This window comes from Serratia sp. Je.1.23.a (assembly GCF_051129805.1).
GTDB lineage: Bacteria > Pseudomonadota > Gammaproteobacteria > Enterobacterales > Enterobacteriaceae > Serratia > Serratia liquefaciens.
In genome coordinates this window covers 341,519-361,245 of record NZ_JBCPSR010000004.1, presented here as the reverse complement: position 1 = coordinate 361,245, position 19,727 = coordinate 341,519, and the positions used below count along the sequence as shown (strand labels likewise).

The following is a 19,727-nucleotide window of genomic DNA, read 5'->3' as shown; positions in this document are numbered from 1 at the left end:
CCTTTAGAAATGATCAGTTATCCTGACCGCTAGCTGAAGGAAACTCAACCCTGGCAAGCTCAGGGATACTCTCCGCCCAGCCAAACTGTGACATAACGCCCTGCCAGGACTCGTCCCAGCGAGCGGAAATCTGCAGCGGCTCACCGGTCACCGGGTGATTCAGCTGCAGGTGACTGGCATGAAGCATCAGGCGTGAACAGCCGAAATGCTCCGCCATGCCGCGGTTCTGACGCAGATCGCCGTGCTTGCTGTCACCGATGATGGGATGGCGGATATGCACCATATGGCGCCGCAACTGGTGCTTGCGGCCATGCTCCGGTTTCAGTTCAACCAGGCTGTAGCGCGCGCTGTCGTAACGGCCAATCGCCACCGGCATCTCTGCCTGCGCCAGCGGCCGATAATGGGTGACTGCCGGCTGCGGACCTTTGTCCGCCGAGGCAAACTTGTCGGCAATTTTGTCCAGCTCTTCCGTCAACGGGTAATCGAGGGTATCGCCTTCCAGCACGTAACCGCGGACCACCGCATGGTAGGTTTTCTGCATTTGGTGCTGTTCAAGCTGCTGCGACAACAGCCGCGCCACCTCGCTGGACAACGCCATCAGCAATACCCCGGAAGTAGGACGATCAAGGCGATGCACGGTAAACACGTGCTGGCCAATCTGATCGCGCACGGTCTGCATCACAAACCGGGTTTCATGGCGATCCAGCCAGCTGCGGTGCACCAGCCAACCGGACGGCTTGTTCACCGCCACCAGGTGCTCATCCTGATACAAAACCTCAATCACAATCTCTTTTCCTACGTAAAAGCCCAGATTCCGGCGCGAGTATACAGCAGTGCGTCAGGGCTAGTTAACCCATTCGATGGTCACCAGACGACTATCGGCCCGGCCGCGATCGTCCACCGCCCGAATGCGGTACTGCCCATTGTTGATAGGCCGCCAGTCGATGGCCTTTTTGCTGGCGCTGCTACCGAGATAGATATCGTCAACAAACCAGTACACCGTTTTGCTGTCGGCATCGGTCACTGCGTTGAAGGCAATTTTATCGCGACCCTGCTGCGATTGCCGCAGGGTATAGGTGGTGTTTTTAAGCGGCGAGGTGATGCGCGGCGCATTACCCCCGACGGCAATACCGTTGTCCTTACAGCGATTTATCGGCGTCGAACGCTTAGGCAACCCGGCCTGAGCGAACACGTTGGCCAGATCGGAAGGCCAGAACTCAAACACTTCAGTGCGGGTTTGTGCCTGGTCATAGGGCGGACAGGCCACCTCACCGCTGTGAATATCCAGCACCACCGGCCGATAAACGCTGTCGACCTTGATTGGTGACTTGCCGGGAATAAACCAGGTTTTGCCCTTTTGCTGGCACCAGGGGGTGGGTAAATCGCCGCTGGCCAGACAAATATCCACCCGCCGCAGCCGCTTCGGAAATGGCTGTCGGGGCTCCCGCAGCGTGGGATAGCTGGCATGCACACTGTCGATAATATTGAAGAATAACGGAGCCGCTGCATCGGCGCCCACCAGGGCATTATTGCCGCGACTGTCGAAGTTCCCCTCCCACACCACCAGCACATAGGGCCCGAAAATCCCTACGCTCCAGGCATCGCGAAATCCCCATGAGGTCCCCGTTTTCCAATAGACCGGCAGCGACGATGAACGCTGCGCCAAGGTATCTCCCGGCCGTCGGTGTTGCCGCAGCATATCCAGCGTAATAAAACTGGCCTCTTCGCTAAGCAAGCGCACCGCCGGCGTCTCCGCATCGCTACTCAGCATGCGTAACGGACGCAATGCGCCGCGATTCGCCAACAGAGCATAGAGCTTCGCCAGTTCCTGAGCGGTAACCTCACCGCCCCCCAATACCAGCGACAAGCCATAGTGATTCTCGCTGGCCATATTCTCAACGCCGGTCAGGCGCAGGAACTGATAGAACGTCGGCTGCCGCAGTTGCGACGCCACGTACACAGCGGGAATATTGCGGCTAAAATTCAGCGCATCGGTGGCGGTTACCGGCCCAAGAAAACGCCGGTCAAAATTCTCCGGCGCGTAGGCACCAAATGAGGAAGGTACATCTTTCAGGATGGTCATCGGATGCAGCACGCCTTGCTCCATGCCCAGGGCATAGATAAAGGGCTTCAGGGTCGAACCGGGCGAACGCTTGGCATGGGTCCCGTTCACCTGCCCTTGGATCTGGCGGTTGTAATAGTCTGCTGACCCCACCAGCGCCCTGACCCCCATATCGCGGCTGTCCACCAGCAGCACTGCAGCATTGTGGATCCCACGGCTCTGATTACGGGCGATAAAGGCATTTACCTGTCGTTCGACCAAACGTTGCAGCCCCACGTCCAGCGTGGTGTCGACGCGGCTATTACGCTGCACCAACTGCTGAGTCTGCTGACGCAGTTGCTCGATAAAGTGCGGTGCAATATAGGGCATCTGCTCGGGTTGACGCAGCGCTAGCGGGAGCCGAAACAGGGCCTGTTGACTGCTGTCGGTCGCGTAGACTTGCTGCCAGCGCTGGAACAAGCGGTCGCGCGCCTGCGTCAGGGCAACACCCAGCACGCCCGTTTTAGGTTCCAGACGGTAACTGGGTGACTGCGGCAATACGGCCAGGGTTAACGCTTCCGGCAGGGTCAGGTCTCGCGGTGGCTTGGCGAAGTAGATCAGGCTGGCGGCACCGATGCTTTCGATATTGCGACCGTAAGGAGCGTAGTTCAGGTAGGCTTCCAAAATATCGTGCTTGGAGTAGCTCAGTTCTAGCTGTATCGCACGCGCCACTTGCAGCAGTTTGCCACCCGGCGTACGGGTGTTGAGATGCCAGCGCATGCGCGCCAGTTGCATGCTGATGGTCGAACCGCCCTGCATCCTGCCACCGGAAACATAGCTGCGCCAGAAGCCGCGCGCCAGGCTAACGGGGTTAAAACCGGGGTTGTAGTAAAACCACCGATCCTCATGCAGCAGCAGACCACGCACCGCCAAAGGTGAAATATCCTCCAGCGGAGTCCATAGCCGGTAACGATCGTCGTTGGCCAGCGTGATGCGCATCAGCGTACCTTGGCGATCATAGTAGGTGGAGGACAGCGGTAATTCTTGCGCCAACGGCGGGTGCGGCCATAACCGAATGGCACCAAGCACCAGCGCGAGCAGAAAGACCGCCATCAGGCTATTCTGCAGCCAGGGTGTTTTCAGGATTTTCATCGGATCTCAACGCGCTGGCGTCGGGCTAATATCCGCCCGACGCCAGTCACGGCTTATTTATTTTCCGCCGGCACCACCACCAATTTGCCGTTGCTGACCGACATGGCCTGCACTTCACGGTCATACATGGCTTCGCCATAGGCCGGTGGGATAATAAAGCTGCCGGTATTGGTCGCTTTGATCTGGTAAACGAACTCCTGTACGTCGGTGCTGGCACTGCCGTAAATGATCACCCGATCTTCACGAATGTCGCTGTAATCCGGCGCCCAGCTGGATCCTGAAGCCGCCAGCGGTGACTGCCAACTGCTGCTTGGCGCTTCCGCTTCGCTGTCCTCGTCAGCGGCAGGTTCCGGCGGCGTTTGCTGCACCACTTCGAACCCGCCCGGCAATAGATCGACGATCGCCAGATTGCTCAGCCCCTCTTTAGCGTTAGCACGGATTTTCAGATGTACATTGACCTTCTGACCCAGCGTTACCTGCGTGACCGGCTTACCCTGCTCATCGGTGTAATCGCGGGTGATTTCCAACCCGCGTGCCAGGGCTTTCTGTGGCGCAGCAAGGTCATAACCTGCCTGCGTCACCGAGTACCAGGCCGGCGCATCACCGCTGTTGGTAAAGCGGACAGCGGCGGCATCAGCGGTAAACTGCCCTTTGGCAAACAGCCCCTGCAGCTCGGCTATCCGCTGTGGTGCTGCATTGCCGCCTTTACCAATCTGCGCAATGTCCAGCGAACCCGCGTTGGCAGACTGCGCCACCTGGGCCGAATAACTCTCCAGCGCCAGTATGCTCATCGCGGAAGAGTAGGTGGTGTAGCGCTCTTCTTTCAGCGCCTTCACCATGTTCTCCAACACCTGCGGCGGAATCGATGCCACCTTTTCCGGGAAATGGCGAGTAATCAAATACAGCCGCGTCGCATCCTGCACCAGCGGATCAAAGTAATTCTGCGTCCACCAGGCGTTGTCATAGGCTTTGCTCAACTGCTGCCAGCTTGGCTGCAATAGTGCGGCAGCCTCGTCATCCATCTTCAGCAATTGATAAGACGATGCCAGATACAGCGCGCTCAGATCGGTTTTCCAACTGTCCGGATAGCGTTTTTGCAGCGTATCCTGCACCATTGCCAGCGCATTGGTGGTCACCTCGCCTTGCCGCGTCAGCAGATAGATAGCCCAGCTGCGCAAACGCAGCCGATACAGGTCATCAAAGCCGCTGGCCGCCAATTCACGCAGTGCGCCGTTGGCCTCCTCAAGCATCCCCTCCGGCAGCGCATACCCGGCTTGTTTCGCTTCCAGCAGATACTGGACCACATACGGCGTAACGAAAGGATCGGCATCCGGCGATGACCGCCAGGCGCCAATGGCCCCGCTGTCATTCTGACGAGAACGCAACACGCCGAGCAGGTTGCGCAGCTGTTTGCTAACCTCGGACTGGCTCAGGCCCCCCGCCATTTCCGGATGACGGCTCTGCAGGATCAGCGGAATGGAGCGGCTGACGATCTGCTCGGAACAGTAGTAAGGGTAGTCTGCCAGGTATTGAGCCAGCCCGTTGGTCAGCACCAGCGGTGAATGGGAAACCGCCGCCTGACGCTGCGCATAGGCGTCAAACATCTGACGCAGGCCTTCGACGTTTTGGCTGCCGCCGCTCATCCGCCCCATTACCGTTTGGGTGCGATACGGCATAGCCGGCCGCACCGAGGTGCTGACCGTGCGGCGGCTGCTCTTGTCGCCATAGCTGGCGTCAAACACCAAAGGCGCATCCCCCAGCGCAGACTTGGCACGCAGGCGGAAGTTAACCACACCCTCGCGTTTTTCCGCCAGTGACAGGCCTTGCACGGCGTTGCCCACCACATCCAACTGAGGAGGCGGTGTCAAGTGCACGCTTACCGCCACCGGTTGACCGTTCAATCCTTCGAGGTTGTTACTGACGCCCACGCTGACGTCAAACTCATCGCCCGGTGCCACCATCGCCGGTACGTTTGGCGTCATGATGAAGTTGTCCCGCACCGTCGCGGCGGTTTGCGCCTTGCCGATCTTGTCCGGCGTGACCGAGATAGCCATGACCCGGATTTTACCGTTGAAGTAATCCGGCACCGGATAGACGAACGCCTTCTCGCCGTTCACCTCGGTGATACCTGACCAGTAAGCGACCGGCTTATCACGCTTGCGTTTGAACGGGTTCAGGTTGAGATCCAAACCTTCCCCCGCGTCGCCGCCCGGTGCCGCCGTCAGCGCCATCAGCTTGCTGAACTCCGGCAGGATCAGGTCAAGAATTTGCGAGCTGGTGACGCTCAGTTCACGCTTGCTGAAGAAGAACTCCAGCGGATCTTTTAGCCGGTAGCGAGCCACCTGCAGGATCCCTTCATCGACAGCGAACAACGCCACCTGCTGCGGGCCATCGGTTTTCACCGTCATGGTCAGATCTTCACCGGGCTTAATCACCGTTGGTGCTGTCACTTCCAGCCCATTCTGCCGTGCGCGGGTGCTGATTTTGAATGGCATAACGCCGTAACTCAGCGGGCTCATAAAGATTTCGCTGGAGTTGACGTCGCGCACAAACTGCACGTTGATATAGCCGTTACCCTCCATGCCGGCTGGCAGGCGGATTTTTTGTACCGAACTAGTGGTATCGCTATGGAACCACTGCCAGGCGTAAACGTGATCTTTCTCGATGGTGATCAGACCGCTGCCGGTGTAAGGCGCGTTGATCGACACCTCTATTTCTTCGCCAGGTTGATATTCCGCCTGGTTCAGCTTCAATTTCAGTTCCGCATTGCGATCCAGCGAACGACTAAGGTTGGCATTCCCGGCCACGCTGTAGGCTACGCGATTGAGCACCTTGCCCTGCGCATCTTCAATCACCAATACAAAATCGCCCGGCTTGTCGGTCGCAAGCTGCAGGTCATTCCCCTGTTCACTCAGTGCCAACGGCTGCTCCGACAGCGACACTTCCTTCAACTTGGATTGATATTTGTAAACACCGGAGTCCTGCTTGGTCAGCACGGAAATATATTTCTGCTCGATCAGCACCAGCTTCAGATCCGCAAGGGCAATCTGTTTGAGCGACGGATCTACGGCAATCACATTTAGATGACGCGCCGCATCGCGGTTAATATAGCCAAGATCCCCATCCGCCTTCACGCCGACAAGATAATCATAAGGCGATACCAGGGTTCTGGCGGTAGCCGCCACCGAACGCCCGCCACCTGCGGCAAAGGCTTCCGACAACAGTTGCAACTGATAAGTGGCGTCGGCATAACCTTTTAGATCCAGAGGGATGTTAGCCGTACCCTGCTCATCGGTGGTGCGGTCTTCCAACTCAGTTTCGAAGCCGTCACTGTTCTGCCGATTCTCATAGAAGGCGTAGTCCGGGAAGCGGTCAAAGCTCGGATACATGGGGCGCAGCGTCAACCTGGAAGTGACGCGACGGTCTTGCGCCGGCGTGCCAAACAGGTTCTGCACGTCAATATTGGCTTTCAATTCAGAAGGTTTCACCCAACCCTGTTGCCGGTTTGGCGTCAGCTCCAGCTTCACCTTCAACTGATCCGGCTCAAACTCTTTAACATTGACGGAGGTATGACCAAGCAGCGTTGAGGTGTCGTGGTTTTTCCCCACCAGATACAGATAGACGTTCCACTCGCCGGTGGGTGAATTCTCATCGGTGGTGTAGCTCAGCTCGTTGAACCCGCTGGCGCCCAACGTCAGTGGCACCGTGGTCATCAGCTTATCGCGCGGATCGCGGATTTCAGCACGTACTGGCACGCCGGCCAGTCCCACGCTCCAATCGGCAGCACGGGTGATCAGGCCAACATTAAAGGTATCTCCCGGCCGGTAAACGCCCCGATCGGAGAACAGATAGCTACTGAGCGCACGCGGATCGGTCGGGGTCTGTTCACCGGCAATATCGAAGCGCGAGAAATCCAACCCGCGATCGTTATAGCTGCCGGTCGGCAAGAAGGAAACATCGCCCTCCTTTTCCACCAGGAACATCACCGGCTGGCGTTCATTGGTGTAAACGTCAAGCGCCGGGAAACGTACGTGGCCGTTGGTATCGGTGATTTGACTGAGCAAGGTTACGCCGTTTTTCGCGATCACCGACACTTTCGCGCTGCCGACCGGTGCGCCACTGTGAATCGATTGGACAAATACATCGCGCGTTTTGTCCTGGGAGCTTTTGGCGACGATGCCCAGATCGGTCACTACCACAAAACGTGAATCGCCGACCTCAGCTTGATCGTCGCTTTCTTCCTCAGACTCATCCGCTCCAGCCTCTTCCTCCGCCGGTTTCCTGTTTGGTTGCCATTCGGACAGCGTCAGCAAAAACACACCGCGGTGAGAATCAGGATTGGTGGACAAGTAGCGGGAAAGATCGATGCCCTGATAATTCACCACGCCCGGCTGGTCATTATTGAGCGCGGTCTGGTATTTAAAATGCTCGGTAAAATATTCGTCATCCAGCCGGTTAAACTCGGCGGAAGAGTATTCCCGGCTTTTGAAAGAAACGATGTGCTGCAGTTGGCTTGGGATCACCCGTTTGATATCCAGGCGCAAGCCCTCCACGTTGCGCGCGGCAACGCTGATCTGCTTATCGCCGTTGACCGACAGGAGCGACCCTTGCGACATGAACTGCAGGGATTTCGGGAACTCCGGCACCTCAATCACCCGGTAGGCCTTTTTCGGCATTTTGTAACCGCCGTTGGAGACCAGCTGATTGTCGATCTCAAGCAGCATGAAGCGATGTGCCGGGGCATCGAATTTGAAGCTGAACTGCGGCTGGTAGCTCTCTTCAGCTTCGTTGAGCGTCAGATTCAGCGGCGTTGACTGCGCCAGCACATTCTTGGCGACGCTGTCAGTATCCCACTGATAAAAATCATTCGGGTCTTTAGCGGCTTCAGCATCGCTGGGATCGTGCTGTGGCAGCAACCAGGCCTTGGTCGCGCGCACCAGCTCTTTATCCTTGACGGCGTCGCTGAAAGCGACGATCAGGGCCCGCTGCCCCTTGGCACCCTCGGCGTCGACCACCTGGGCGCTGGCATCGCTCAGCGCCAGGCTGTACAGCGTCGGCACCGTGACCCGGTTGCTTTTCACCTCGTCGATGGCGTTGGCGGGCACCGTCGCTTTGATGCCCTTGCCGACGGTCAGGTGCACCACACCGCCCTGATCCAGCGCCTGCAGCGGCTCTGAGTGGATCCAGGCGTTGAGTTTTTTCTCGTCGTAGACCAGCGAGAAGTTAAGCTTTTTCTCCGACTTGGCGTTGCCTTCCTTCAATCCCAGCGAGACCTGTTTTTCAAAGCTGGTGACGTCCAACGGCGCATTGAACTTCAGATTAAAGATAGCGCTGCGCTTCTTCGGATCCTGCGGGTCCTGGTAATACTCGGCCTGCCCCAGTTGGTAATTAAAAGCGGGCACGTTAAAGGTGTAACGAGTATTGGCGAGCTTGATCTGCGGCGCCAGCAACGTGGCAGAATCGAGATTAACCTGGTATTGCGTGCCCATCGGCAGCGGTTTTTTCGGCGTAAAGACCAGGGTTGAGGCGTCGTTCCAGATCCACTGGCCCTCGGCCTGCGGCTTAAGCGTCACGCCTTTGGTCACCGCTTTACCAACGTCGGTCAAAGGCGCCGCCGAGTGACTGAACGTCAGGCTTAGCTTCTGCGGTGTCGGCTTCTGAACCGCGTAGTTTATCGCTTCAGGGCCAGCGGCCTGCACGTCGGTTTGCTGATACACCATGGGTGCCGGTTCGATCGGTTGCGGTCGGTTCAGCCACCAGTGCCAGCCGTAGACAGCGCCACCGGCGATACACAACAAAACCAGCAACGCCAGACTGATGGCTTTCGGGTATTTGTTTACGCCGCTTTCCAGCCGCAAAAACGCCCGTTTCACACCGGCGGACAGCGCAGTCCACCAGGCAGGCGCACTCCAGGCAAGATTACCGATCAGCGGCCTGAATAACCGGCCCAGTAACGCCAGGCTCAGTGCCAGCAGGCGAAATGCGCCCTTGATTAACGTAAAAGGCAGACGAAGGATAAACTTTAATAAATCCATTATTGCAGCACCTTATAATCCTTTGCAGATCCCCGGATAAACGGCCAAGGTTTATCGGGTTCGAAAGACGCCGCCAAATACCCTGTCCTGGCGTCTGCGCTAATACACCCATCTGCCGCCTGGCGAAAATCAGCGGCCACGTCGGAATATAATTACGACTCTTTATTCAGCATGTTATCCAATTTCTGCAGCACAACCAGCAGCGGCATGCAGTTGGGTTCATTATCTTTCAGCGCCTCTTCAAAATAAGGCGTGATGGCGAAACGCGTCGGCAACGGCGCATCCGCATCCAGCAGCGCGTACATGCGCGGCAGAAACACCCATTGCAGCCAGGCTTCGGCCGACATGCTGTCTACGCAGAAAGGTTCGGAGCTGGAGAAAGCCTCAGGCTCAGGCGGCGCGGCCTGCCATAGAGCCAAATCGCGCATTGACTGCTCAATCGCCTGCAAACTGTGGCGAACCTGATTATTTATACTCATCTGCATTCCCGATCTATTTTCATGATGAAGATTCAGCCGTATGGCTGAAAAGCGGCAAAGCATAGCATTTTTATAGTCCAAATTCGGCTGACTTGACTAGCACGGCCGTTTTTATCTGGTGGCGTCCAGCGCCCCACGGCACAATAGGCCCACCGACTAAACCAAACAGATTAGACACATGCCTGCGATCACAACGACAAAAAACCACGCCACGCCCGGCAAAGCCATGCTGGCTTTGACCTGCTGATCCTCGGCTTTATACTGCCGGCTATCAGTATCGAAATGGGATTGAGTTCTTAAACAGGATTGATAGCGATACGCTGGGGACGATTGGTTAACAACTGAGATGAATTTGAGGCGGATTAAGTTTGAGCAGGGTTAAACTGATGGATGCTTAAACAGGAAGTCGTAAAAGTTGAGGGCACTGCGCTAACAGTGCCCTCGGTTCGTTTTATAGCTATCCCGCTACACAGTGTGCTCCCTGCTCAATCCTTGAAAACTTTTCCTGCGGTCATCCTGACCAAACCTTCCTGGCGTTGTCCCATAGCATCGTCCTGATGCGGTTCCTTAGTCTTCATGACCCGCCAACCATCCTTTGCTGGCTCTCAATCTCCATCCTGGAGGTGTCCCTGGTTTCAGTCCTGAAACATCCTGGCATCTCCTGACGCCGTCCTTCGCTCTTCACTGAGCGCATCCACTTCTTCATCCTGAAGCTGCATCATCCTGATGCTTTCCAGCTCCACCGTATCCCTTCCGGTGAACATAAGATCGCTTAATTATCCCGGGTTCACAAGGGCTTACTGGCAGGCGTGCTACAAATTAATGCTAAGAGTTATCCTAAAGAAAAACTAACCAATTGATCTGGATAACAATAAAATGCTTCTAACCGGCAGTGAGCCAAAAATTAAAAGCGATCTCTCACAACGCTTGTGAGAGATCTCGCACACGCAACGCGGTTAAATTAGCATCAATCTTCTATCCGCGGGCGCAATGCATCGAGGAAATTGCCCAGCGACGCGGCCAGCAAGGTGCGCTTATCGCTGCCAAATTGCTCCAGCACCACATTCCCACTGACGTTGCACAAAGAGACCAGGGTCATTTCTGATTCGGTGGTTGCCAGAAACAGCGTCGGGGACAGTTTCAAACGTTTTTGCGTTACCAGATGACCGATCAGGTTTTCCTGCAGGCGGATAAAATCGTCTTCGCTCCATACCTGCAGCAAGGTCAAATAATGTTCGCCGAACTGCGCACCCATATCGCCAGCATACTGCTGGGTATAAAACAGATTGATGTCCGGCTGCAGACGAAGCTCAAGCGCAGTCTCTACCTTTTCCAGCGTTGCGGCCGGTGTGAAGGGTTGCGGCAACCACAGCGCCTGGTCATCGCGGTTTTCGACCAGGCAGGGCGACGGCACGCCGTACAGCTCCTGACTTGCCGGCGCATGACCGCGCTCCTGCTGCCAAAGCTCAACATAACGCTGGGTAAATTCACGCAGGGCGTGCGGTACATCGTGGTCCATATTTTTTCTCGCATACGGTAAACTGGCGACCATTGTACCTATCTCTCACCAAGGTGACAGCAGATGTCCTCCGACCAAGCCCCCTCCCTGTCGGAACTGACGCTGGGCAAAGCCTGACGATCTACGCACGTTGCCCCCGTCGCGGGGGGCAGGACATCAATCCCTGGCGCAGCAAAACGGACTTTGTCCCGTCTCGAGGTCGTCCGACACGCCAATAGTGCGAAACATTGCTCAACAACTGAGCTAACGAGTGGTTTGTGTTGGTAAAAATCGGGGGACGGCGGTAAGGTTAAATCAGGTGCGCCGGGCATTCCGGTCGGGTTTTGCCGCCGTGCCCTGACAATAACGAGATGCTGTTCTGCTGCGTATGGATTACTACTGCCCCGTTCCGGGTGCAAAGGAGTTACCTTGATTACACACATCAGCCCGCTTGGCTCTATGGATTTGCTGTCGCAGCTGGAAGTAGACATGCTGAAGCGTACCGCCAGCAGTGATCTATACCGTTTGTTCCGCAACTGTTCGCTGGCCGTTTTGAACTCCGGCAGCCAGACCGACAACAGTAAACAGCTGCTGTCACGCTACGAAACCTTTGATATCAACGTGCTGCGCCGTGAGCGCGGTGTGAAACTGGAACTGGTTAACCCACCGGAAGACGCCTTTGTCGACGGTCGAATTATCCGCTCGCTGCAGGCCAACCTGTTCGCCGTGCTGCGCGATATTCTGTTCGTTCACGGGCAGATCGACAGCGCCGGTCGTTTCCAGCATCTGAATCTGGAAAACTCGGCCCACATTACCAACCTGGTGTTCTCTATCCTGCGCAACGCCCGTGCGTTGCACCTCGATGAGGATCCTAACCTGGTGGTGTGCTGGGGCGGCCATTCGATCAATGAAAATGAATACCTTTATGCCCGCAAGGTCGGCAGCCAGCTGGGCCTGCGCGAGCTGAATATCTGTACCGGCTGCGGACCTGGCGCCATGGAAGCGCCGATGAAAGGCGCCGCCGTGGGCCACGCCCAGCAGCGCTACCGCAACAGCCGTTTTATCGGCATGACCGAACCTTCAATCATTGCCGCAGAACCGCCAAACCCGCTGGTCAATGAGCTGGTTATCATGCCGGACATCGAAAAACGCCTGGAGGCCTTCGTCCGTATTGCCCACGGCATCATCATCTTCCCGGGCGGCGTTGGCACGGCGGAAGAACTGCTGTATCTGCTGGGTATTCTGATGAACCCGGAAAACAGCGAACAGGTCTTGCCGCTGATCCTCACCGGGCCAAAAGAGAGCGCCGACTATTTCCGCGTGTTGGACGAGTTCATCATGAACACGCTGGGGGACGAAGCGCGCCGCCATTACACCATCATCATCGACGATCCGGCAGAAGTGGCGCGGCAGATGAAAAAAGCCATGCCGCTGGTGAAAGAAAACCGCCGCAATACCGGCGATGCCTACAGCTTCAACTGGTCTATTCGCATCGCGCCGGATCTGCAATTACCATTCGAGCCGAGCCATGAAAATATGGCGAATCTCAACCTGTATCCGGACCAGCCGGCCGAACAGTTGGCCGCTGCGCTACGCCGCGCGTTTTCCGGCATCGTCGCCGGCAACGTGAAGGAAAATGGCATTCATGCCATCGAGCAGTTCGGCCCGTACAAGCTGCACGGCGAACCGCAGATGATGAAACAGATGGACAGCCTGTTGCAGGGCTTCGTTGCTCAACACCGCATGAAGCTGCCGGGCAGCGCCTATGTACCCTGCTACGAAATAGTCGCTTAATGAACTCTCCGGGGCGGCCTAATAACCGCCCTTCTTTTTACCTGACTTTTCCGCCTTTACTCTATATGGATTTCAAGTTGCAGCCAGGCGGTAAGCGTGTTCATCCCCAGAGCTTACTTGGGGGGAGTACGTGAAGTCAGCAACGTTGCAGCTTGAAAGACGACGAGTTAATGCCTATACACCTACTGATTGTCGACGCCCTCAACCTCATCCGCCGCATTCACGCCGTGCAGGGGTCTCCCTGTGTCAACACCTGCCAGCACGCCGTGCAACAGTTGATCCAGCACAGCCGCCCAACGCACGCGGTGGCGGTATTCGACGAGGACGATCGCAGCGAAAGCTGGCGTCATCAGATCCTGCCCGACTATAAGGCCGGACGTTCGCCGATGCCGGAGAATCTGCAGCAGGAAATGCCGCAGCTTCGCCAGGCGTTCGAGGCCCTCGGCGTCGCCTGTTGGCACTCGCCAGGCAATGAAGCGGACGATCTGGCGGCAACGCTGACGGCCAAAGTCGCCGGCGGCGGCCATCAGGTCACTATTGTGTCCACCGACAAAGGTTACTGTCAGTTGTTGGCACCCAGCGTGCAAATCCGCGATTACTTTCAAAAGCGCTGGCTGGATATGCCGTTTGTGCAGCAGGAGTTTGGGGTATCGCCACAGCAGTTGGCGGATTACTGGGGATTGGCGGGGATCAGTAGCAGCAAGATCCCTGGTGTAGCCGGTATCGGACCGAAAACGGCGGTGTTGCTGTTGCAGCAGGCAGGTTCGCTGGACGGGCTCTACCAGGCCCTGGAGCAGGTGCCGGAGAAATGGCGCGGTAAACTTCAACAACACCGCGACATGGCTTATATCAGTAAAAAGGTCGCCACCTTGCGCACCGACCTGACGTTAACCGGTAACCTGCAGCAACTGCGGTTACCGGCATAAACCAGGGCGCTGCAGAAAGCGCCCGCTCAATTAATCACGCTCGTCGCGACGACCAGCCACGGCAGACCACATACGGCGGACGTGCACGGTAACTTCTTCACGATCGTGGTACAGCTGCTTGGCATGGATTTGCGAGCTGATGCCCGCCGCATCCAGCGCTTCCCTGATCGACTGGAGGTTCTGCGAAACCTCTTCGTAGCGTTTTTTCATCGGCAACTTCAGGTTGAAGATCGCCTCGCGACACCAGCCTTTCACCAGCCATTGGATCATCAAGCTGGTCACCTTCGCAGGTTTTTCCACCATGTCACACACCAGCCAGTAAATCTTGCTGCTGGAAGGTTCATATCTGAACCCGTCGGCGCGGTGATGGGTTACCTGTCCGGTATCCATCAGGCTTGGCGCCATCGGGCCATTGTCCACCGCGTGCACCATCATGCTGCGTTGCACCAGTTGGTAGGTCCAACCGCCCGGACAGGCCCCCAGATCGACCGCATGCATACCGCTGGCCAAACGCTCGTCCCACTCGTCGGCGGGGATAAACACGTGGAATGCCTCTTCCAGCTTCAGCGTAGAACGGCTTGGCGCATCGGAAGGGAATTTAAGGCGCGGAATGCCCATATAGAACGGTGAGTTGTTGTTGCTGAAGGAGTAACCGACATAACAGCAACCCGGCGCGATAAAGAACACGTGCACCACCGGACGGGTTGCATTCTCACGGGCCATCAACACTTTCTGCTCACGCATCGCGGCGCGCAACGGCACCGTCAGTTTGCGGCAGAACTTCATCAGCTCTTTGCTTTCGTTGGTGTCCGGCACTTCTACTCGCAGCTCACCACCGCGATCCACCACGCCAATCAGCATGCCGACAATCGGTGATACGCGATCTTCCGGCGGCAAATCACGCAGCAGCTCGCCCACCACCAACATCTGGCGGGCAAAAATCAATTCACGGAACGGAATTTCCCGCGCCAGGCGATCGGCATCGTCCGGCTGATAGCACTCAAAAAGCACGTAGCCGCTGTTGTCCTTCACTCTGGCGAAGCCAAACACTTCCAGCTCGGCAGCCTTAGCAGTAATTTCCGCCGCACACTCTTTTTCAAAACCCTGGCGGCAATACAACGCAATCTTATTCATGGCGCTCGGCCTTTTTCCTCAGACGCAAAGCGCCAATCAACATCAATACCCAACCGGCCAGGAAACACACGCCGCCAATCGGCGTGATATAGACCCAGACCTTCAGGTGCGACAGCGCCAGACAGTACAGGCTGCCGCTGAACAGTACGGTGCCGAGCGCCAATAACGCCCCGCTCCAGTAAAACCACAGGCTGACACGGCGTTGCATCGCCACTGCCAGTGCCAGGATCGTCAGGGTATGAAAGCCCTGATATTCCAGCCCGGTACGGATCCAGGCCATCTCGTTAGCGCCCAGCGTGCCACTTAATACGTGTGCGCCAAACGCGCCCAGAGCAACAAATACAAAACCGCTGATAGCAGCAAAAATCAGCATTGAACGACTGCTCATCGTTATTTACCTTTATTGAAGAAAACCGGCGGCGAAAAAACGGCGACCGGCCTTATTGTTCGTAGCGAAAGCGGAACTTTTCTTGCTCGCTGGCTGCCCGCGCCAGGATCCACTGACGAAAGGCGGCTATTTTACCCAGTTCTGCCTGGCTGTCATGACATACCAGATAAAAAGCATTTTTACTGACCAGAACGTCGTTGAACGGGCATACCAACCGCCCGGCTTCGATCTCGGTCTGCGCCATCACGTTATTCACCAGCGCAATCCCCTGCCCATGCACCGCAGCCTGAACCACCATGGCACTGTGGCTGAAAATCGGCCCCTGTTGCACATTAATGTGCTGCAACCCCAATTGGCGCGTGTAGGCCAGCCAATCGCGGCGTGAAGTATCATGCAGTAGCGTGTGATAAGCCAGATCGCTCGTCACTTTTAACGCATGTTCCCCGGTAAGCAAGCTAGGGGAGCACACCGGCAGCAGATATTCCGCGTATAAACGCTCGGCACGCAACCCGGTCCAATTGCCACGGCCATAGAAAATCGCCACGTCGACATCGTCGGCAAGCTTATCTTCTTCACGATCCACAGCCTGGATACGCACATCAATTCCCGGATAAGCTGAGTTAAAGCCAGACAAACGCGGCACCAACCATTGAATGGCAAAACTCGGAGGCAAACTGACGGTTAATGCCCCCTTCGCGCTGCGCGCTTGCAGCTTGCGAGTCGCTTCGTTGATCGAGGAGAAGATCTCCTTGATATCCAGATAATAACTTTGCCCTTCTTCCGTCAGCAACAGCGAGCGGTTGCGGCGCCGAAACAGCTTCAGGCCGAGGAAGTCCTCCAGCGACTTGATCTGGTGGCTCACCGCGGCCTGGGTGACAAACAGTTCTTCAGCCGCTTTGGTAAAACTCAGATGACGGGCAGCCGCGTCAAATACCCGCAGTGCATTAAGAGGTGGTAAGCGTTTAGACATTTATTAGCTACTTTTGTGTAACAATATTCCGAGTGATTCGGCATAAAAAATCAGGCGGCGTGGTGTGCGGTGCAAAAGGCACAGAACAACAAAGCGCTACCATTAGTTTTTTTAATCCGAGCCATTATAAATTGTCCGTTGAGCATGCGCCAGCAAATACCTATAGTGGCGGCACTTCCCGGGCCGGAACGAAAAGGGAGTGGGTGTCGAGGACGCCGATGAACTTTTGGCTTGTGGTTGTGATGTTGTGTTTGCAAATTGTCTGGCAATCCAGACGTGGTAGCTAAGCTACTGTTTTTTCACTTCCTGTACATTTACCCTGTCTGTCCATAGTGATTTTATGCAGCACCGCAAGCTTTGCGGTGCTTTTTTTTGCCTGACGTTTACTGGTTGCTTTCAACCATTTCTTTCACGTCGGAGCGGTTGATCTGCTGCTCAACACCGTTGGCATCTTTATAGCTGATCATCCCGGTGTCATTGTCCACTTTTGGCTTGCCGTCAGCGACAATAGTGCGCCCATCATTGGTGTGCATCACGTAATTGCTGGAGCATGCTGCCAGGGTGAATGTAAGCATCAGAGCAGAGATAACTGCGGCTGTCTTCTTCATTGTGGACTCCTTGTAGTTTTAAATGCTGTAAAAAACCCTTTCTATTATTCAACGCCATTATTTAGCGCGTACTTATTAGCATAACAAACTTTCCCAAGATTGCCAGGCAATAAGTCCTAATGGTCGTGATAGCTTGTCTCCAGCCGTAAAATAAGACAGGATCAGTGATTGACTCCAGCCAGTGATAATCAGGGTATGACACCTTTTAATCCCATCGACTTCCGTAATCAGTTTCCTGCATTGCAGCAGGCGGGCATTTATCTCGACAGCGCCGCCACCGCATTAAAACCTCTGGCGGTCATCGCCGCTACGCAGCAGTTTTATCGTGACGATGCGGCAACGGTGCATCGTAGCCAGCATAGGGCCGCACAGGACCTGACCGCCCGTTTCGAGCAGGCGCGCCAACAGGTCGCGACTCTGATCAACGCCCCTTCAGCCGATGATATTATCTGGACCCGCGGCACCACCGAAGCCATCAACCTGATAGCGCAGAGCTATGCTCGCCCACTGCTGCAACCGGGTGACGAAATTCTGGTGAGCGAGGCCGAGCATCACGCCAATCTGATCCCCTGGTTGATGGTGGCAGAGCAAACCGGAGCTCGGGTGGTAAAACTGCCCCTTGGTGCAGATCGCCTGCCGGACCTGACATTGTTGCCTGGCCTGCTCAACGCCAAAACCCGTCTGCTGGCACTGGGGCAAATGTCCAACGTCACCGGCGGCTGCCCGGATCTGGCGTATGCCATCACTTTGGCCCACCGCGCCGGCGCACGCGTGATGATCGACGGCGCGCAAGGCATAGTGCACTGCCCTGCCGATGTTCAGCGGCTTGATATTGATTTCTACGCTTTCTCCGGCCACAAACTCTACGGCCCAACCGGCATAGGGGCGCTGTACGGCAAGAGCGAGTTATTGGCGCAAATGGCACCGTGGCAGGGCGGCGGCAAGATGCTGACCCAGGCATCGTTCGAGGGGTTCACGCCGCAAAAACCTCCTCACTGCTTTGAAGCTGGAACGCCCAATATCGCCGGCGTGTTGGGGTTAGCCGCCGCACTGGAATGGCTTTCCAACCAGGATATGTTGGCTGCCGAACGCTACAGCCGTGGCCTGGCCGATAACGCCGAACAAAGGTTGGGGGGATTACCTGGCTTTCGCAGCTTCCGTTGCTCAGGCTCCAGCCTGCTGGCATTCGATATTGCCGGCATCCACCACAGCGACATCGTCACCCTGCTGGCAGAACAAGGCATCGCCGTACGTGCCGGCCAGCACTGCGCCCAACCGCTGATGGCGGCGCTCGGGGTCAGTGGGACGCTGCGCGCCTCCTTTGCACCTTATAACACCCAGGAAGATGTCGATGCTTTGATCGCAGCCCTGATCAACGCCATCGATCTACTGGCCGACTAGACTGAATGAACACCGGAGACGCTATGCTTGCCCCCCATCCCTTTGGCCGTGAAATCACCGCCGGGGCGCTAATCGAAAAATTTACCGCGCTGAAACAGTGGGAAGATCGCTATCGCCAACTGATTATGTTGGCAAAACAGCTGCCCCCGTTGCCGGAAGCATTACGTGCAGCGGAAATGGAATTGAGCGGCTGTGAAAACCGGGTCTGGCTGGGGCATCAGTTGCAGGCGGACGGGACGCTGCATTTTTATGGCGACAGCGAAGGTCGCATCGTACGAGGCCTGTTGGCGGTGCTGCTGACGGCGGTGGAAGGAAAAACGCCGCAACAAATCGCGGCGATGGACCCCTTGGGGTTGTTTGATCGGTTGGCGCTACGCGCCCAGCTCAGCGCCACCCGAGCCAGTGGACTGGAAGCGCTGGCTGCCGCTGTGAAAGCGATCGGCGCCCGCTACGCCTGACGCGCGGCTTTCGCTACCATCTTTTTCAGCGCGTGGGAAACGGCGACAAAGCCAAAGGTCGCGGTAACCATGGTTGCCGCACCGAATCCCGCGCTGCAATCCATTCGTTTTGGCCCTTCTGCGGTGCTGCGCGACGCGCAAACGCTGCCATCCGGCTGCGGATAAACCAGGGGTTCGCTGGAAAACACGCAGTCGATGCCCAGCTTGCCCTTGCTGTTCTTCACCACGTTGAAATCATTTTTCAGCCGCTCACGCAGCTTGGCCGCCAACGGATCCTGTATGGTTTTCGCCAGATCGACCACCGCAATCTGGGTCGGGTCTATCTGTCCACCGGCACCGCCGGTGGTGACCACAGGTATCTTGTAGCGTCGACAATAAGCCAGCAGTGCCGCCTTCGGCCGCACGCTGTCAATCGCGTCAATGACGTAGCTGAAATTGTTATCGAGCAGCTCGGCAACGTTGTCCGCCGTAATGAAATCGTCAATGCAGGTCACCCGACACTCTGGGTTGATCGCCAGGATACGCTCCGCCATCACTTCCGTTTTTGACTGCCCGACATGTTGGCGCAGCGCATGAATTTGACGGTTGGTGTTGGTGACGCAGACATCGTCCATATCAATCAGCGTAATAGCGCCGATGCCTGTACGCGCCAGCGCTTCTGCCGCCCAGGAGCCCACGCCGCCGATGCCAATCACGCAAATGTGCGCCTGGGCAAACAGCGCCAACGCCTGCTGACCGTATAAACGTGCCGTGCCGCCAAAACGCTGCAGATAGGCTTCAGAATAGGCTGTGCTCATAACGCTTTTATTACCTTAACTTTGCAAATGATAAGGGCCGGAGGAT

General features: G+C 56.5%; 14 protein-coding genes and 1 pseudogene. 5 read left to right on the top strand and 10 right to left on the bottom strand.

The window, feature by feature from the left end; translation table 11 throughout:
• Positions 1-13 precede the first annotated feature (13 nt).
• The 5 genes from truC to syd all read right to left on the bottom strand — a co-directional run bounded on the left by truC (position 14) and on the right by syd (position 11,226).
• Entirely contained in the window at positions 14-784 is a 771-nt protein-coding gene (gene truC, locus AAZT04_RS17180; RefSeq protein WP_020828370.1) for a tRNA pseudouridine(65) synthase TruC, read from the bottom strand.
• A gap of 60 nt (positions 785-844) precedes the next feature.
• A complete protein-coding gene (pbpC, locus tag AAZT04_RS17175; RefSeq protein WP_434681056.1) occupies positions 845-3,193 on the bottom strand; it encodes a penicillin-binding protein 1C in 2,349 nt (782 codons plus the stop codon).
• A gap of 53 nt (positions 3,194-3,246) precedes the next feature.
• Positions 3,247-9,228 (bottom strand): alpha-2-macroglobulin, encoded by a 5,982-nt coding sequence (locus AAZT04_RS17170; protein WP_434681054.1) that lies wholly within the window; start codon positions 9,226-9,228, stop codon positions 3,247-3,249.
• 152 nt (positions 9,229-9,380) lie between these two features.
• Positions 9,381-9,707, bottom strand: a complete 327-nt coding sequence (locus AAZT04_RS17165; RefSeq protein WP_041415648.1) for a YqcC family protein — start codon at positions 9,705-9,707, stop codon at positions 9,381-9,383.
• 967 nt (positions 9,708-10,674) lie between these two features.
• A complete protein-coding gene (syd, locus tag AAZT04_RS17160; RefSeq protein WP_234530725.1) occupies positions 10,675-11,226 on the bottom strand; it encodes a SecY-interacting protein in 552 nt (183 codons plus the stop codon).
• A 107-nt stretch (positions 11,227-11,333) separates the two neighbouring features.
• On the opposite strand from syd, the pseudogene queF reads away from it, so the two are divergent.
• From queF to xni, 3 genes and pseudogenes are all read left to right on the top strand, one after another.
• A pseudogene (gene queF / locus AAZT04_RS17155) lies at positions 11,334-11,444 on the top strand (NADPH-dependent 7-cyano-7-deazaguanine reductase QueF); the annotation flags it as partial.
• Positions 11,445-11,634: 190 nt separating this feature from the next.
• Entirely contained in the window at positions 11,635-12,999 is a 1,365-nt protein-coding gene (gene ppnN / locus AAZT04_RS17150) for a nucleotide 5'-monophosphate nucleosidase PpnN (protein ID WP_004952240.1), read from the top strand.
• Positions 13,000-13,169: 170 nt separating this feature from the next.
• Positions 13,170-13,925: a flap endonuclease Xni gene (gene xni, locus AAZT04_RS17145; protein ID WP_262259587.1), complete on the top strand. Its 756-nt coding sequence runs from the start codon at positions 13,170-13,172 to the stop codon at positions 13,923-13,925.
• Between the two features lie 30 nt (positions 13,926-13,955).
• On the opposite strand, the gene rlmM is transcribed toward xni, so the two are convergent.
• From rlmM to AAZT04_RS17125, 4 genes are all read right to left on the bottom strand, one after another.
• Positions 13,956-15,059, bottom strand: coding sequence for a 23S rRNA (cytidine(2498)-2'-O)-methyltransferase RlmM (gene rlmM / locus AAZT04_RS17140; protein ID WP_020828379.1), 1,104 nt, complete (start codon positions 15,057-15,059; stop codon positions 13,956-13,958).
• On the bottom strand, positions 15,052-15,447 hold the full coding sequence (locus tag AAZT04_RS17135) for a DUF423 domain-containing protein (protein WP_020828380.1): 396 nt from the start codon (positions 15,445-15,447) through the stop codon (positions 15,052-15,054). The genes rlmM and AAZT04_RS17135 overlap by 8 nt, the downstream gene beginning before the upstream one ends.
• Before the next feature lie 52 nt (positions 15,448-15,499).
• Positions 15,500-16,417, bottom strand: coding sequence for a transcriptional regulator GcvA (locus tag AAZT04_RS17130; RefSeq protein WP_020828381.1), 918 nt, complete (start codon positions 16,415-16,417; stop codon positions 15,500-15,502).
• 383 nt (positions 16,418-16,800) lie between these two features.
• Positions 16,801-17,025 carry a YgdI/YgdR family lipoprotein gene (locus AAZT04_RS17125; RefSeq protein ID WP_004952250.1) on the bottom strand — a complete coding sequence of 75 codons (225 nt, stop codon included), beginning with the start codon at positions 17,023-17,025 and terminating at the stop codon, positions 16,801-16,803.
• A 195-nt stretch (positions 17,026-17,220) separates the two neighbouring features.
• On the opposite strand from AAZT04_RS17125, the gene csdA reads away from it, so the two are divergent.
• Positions 17,221-18,426, top strand: a complete 1,206-nt coding sequence (csdA, locus tag AAZT04_RS17120) for a cysteine desulfurase CsdA (RefSeq protein WP_434681087.1) — start codon at positions 17,221-17,223, stop codon at positions 18,424-18,426.
• 23 nt (positions 18,427-18,449) lie between these two features.
• Positions 18,450-18,884 carry a cysteine desulfurase sulfur acceptor subunit CsdE gene (gene csdE, locus AAZT04_RS17115; RefSeq protein WP_048759189.1) on the top strand — a complete coding sequence of 145 codons (435 nt, stop codon included), beginning with the start codon at positions 18,450-18,452 and terminating at the stop codon, positions 18,882-18,884.
• On the opposite strand, the gene tcdA is transcribed toward csdE, so the two are convergent.
• Positions 18,875-19,681, bottom strand: a complete 807-nt coding sequence (tcdA, locus tag AAZT04_RS17110) for a tRNA cyclic N6-threonylcarbamoyladenosine(37) synthase TcdA (protein ID WP_020828384.1) — start codon at positions 19,679-19,681, stop codon at positions 18,875-18,877. The genes csdE and tcdA overlap by 10 nt on opposite strands.
• Between the last annotated feature and the right edge of the window lie 46 nt (positions 19,682-19,727).

Excerpts from the sequence above, each read along its gene's own strand:
- AAZT04_RS17130 (WP_020828381.1), bottom strand. The coding sequence starts at position 16,417 with ATGTCTAAACGCTTACCACCTCTTAATGCACTGCGGGTATTTGACGCG.
- AAZT04_RS17125 (WP_004952250.1), bottom strand. The coding sequence starts at position 17,025 with ATGAAGAAGACAGCCGCAGTTATCTCTGCTCTGATGCTTACATTCACC.
- csdE (WP_048759189.1), top strand. The coding sequence starts at position 18,450 with ATGCTTGCCCCCCATCCCTTTGGCCGTGAAATCACCGCCGGGGCGCTA.
- AAZT04_RS17165 (WP_041415648.1), bottom strand. The coding sequence starts at position 9,707 with ATGAGTATAAATAATCAGGTTCGCCACAGTTTGCAGGCGATTGAGCAG.
- syd (WP_234530725.1), bottom strand. The coding sequence starts at position 11,226 with ATGGACCACGATGTACCGCACGCCCTGCGTGAATTTACCCAGCGTTAT.
- xni (WP_262259587.1), top strand. The coding sequence starts at position 13,170 with ATGCCTATACACCTACTGATTGTCGACGCCCTCAACCTCATCCGCCGC.
- rlmM (WP_020828379.1), bottom strand. The coding sequence starts at position 15,059 with ATGAATAAGATTGCGTTGTATTGCCGCCAGGGTTTTGAAAAAGAGTGT.
- pbpC (WP_434681056.1), bottom strand. The coding sequence starts at position 3,193 with ATGAAAATCCTGAAAACACCCTGGCTGCAGAATAGCCTGATGGCGGTC.
- csdA (WP_434681087.1), top strand. The coding sequence starts at position 17,221 with ATGACACCTTTTAATCCCATCGACTTCCGTAATCAGTTTCCTGCATTG.
- AAZT04_RS17135 (WP_020828380.1), bottom strand. The coding sequence starts at position 15,447 with ATGAGCAGTCGTTCAATGCTGATTTTTGCTGCTATCAGCGGTTTTGTA.
- tcdA (WP_020828384.1), bottom strand. The coding sequence starts at position 19,681 with ATGAGCACAGCCTATTCTGAAGCCTATCTGCAGCGTTTTGGCGGCACG.
- AAZT04_RS17170 (WP_434681054.1), bottom strand. The coding sequence starts at position 9,228 with ATGGATTTATTAAAGTTTATCCTTCGTCTGCCTTTTACGTTAATCAAG.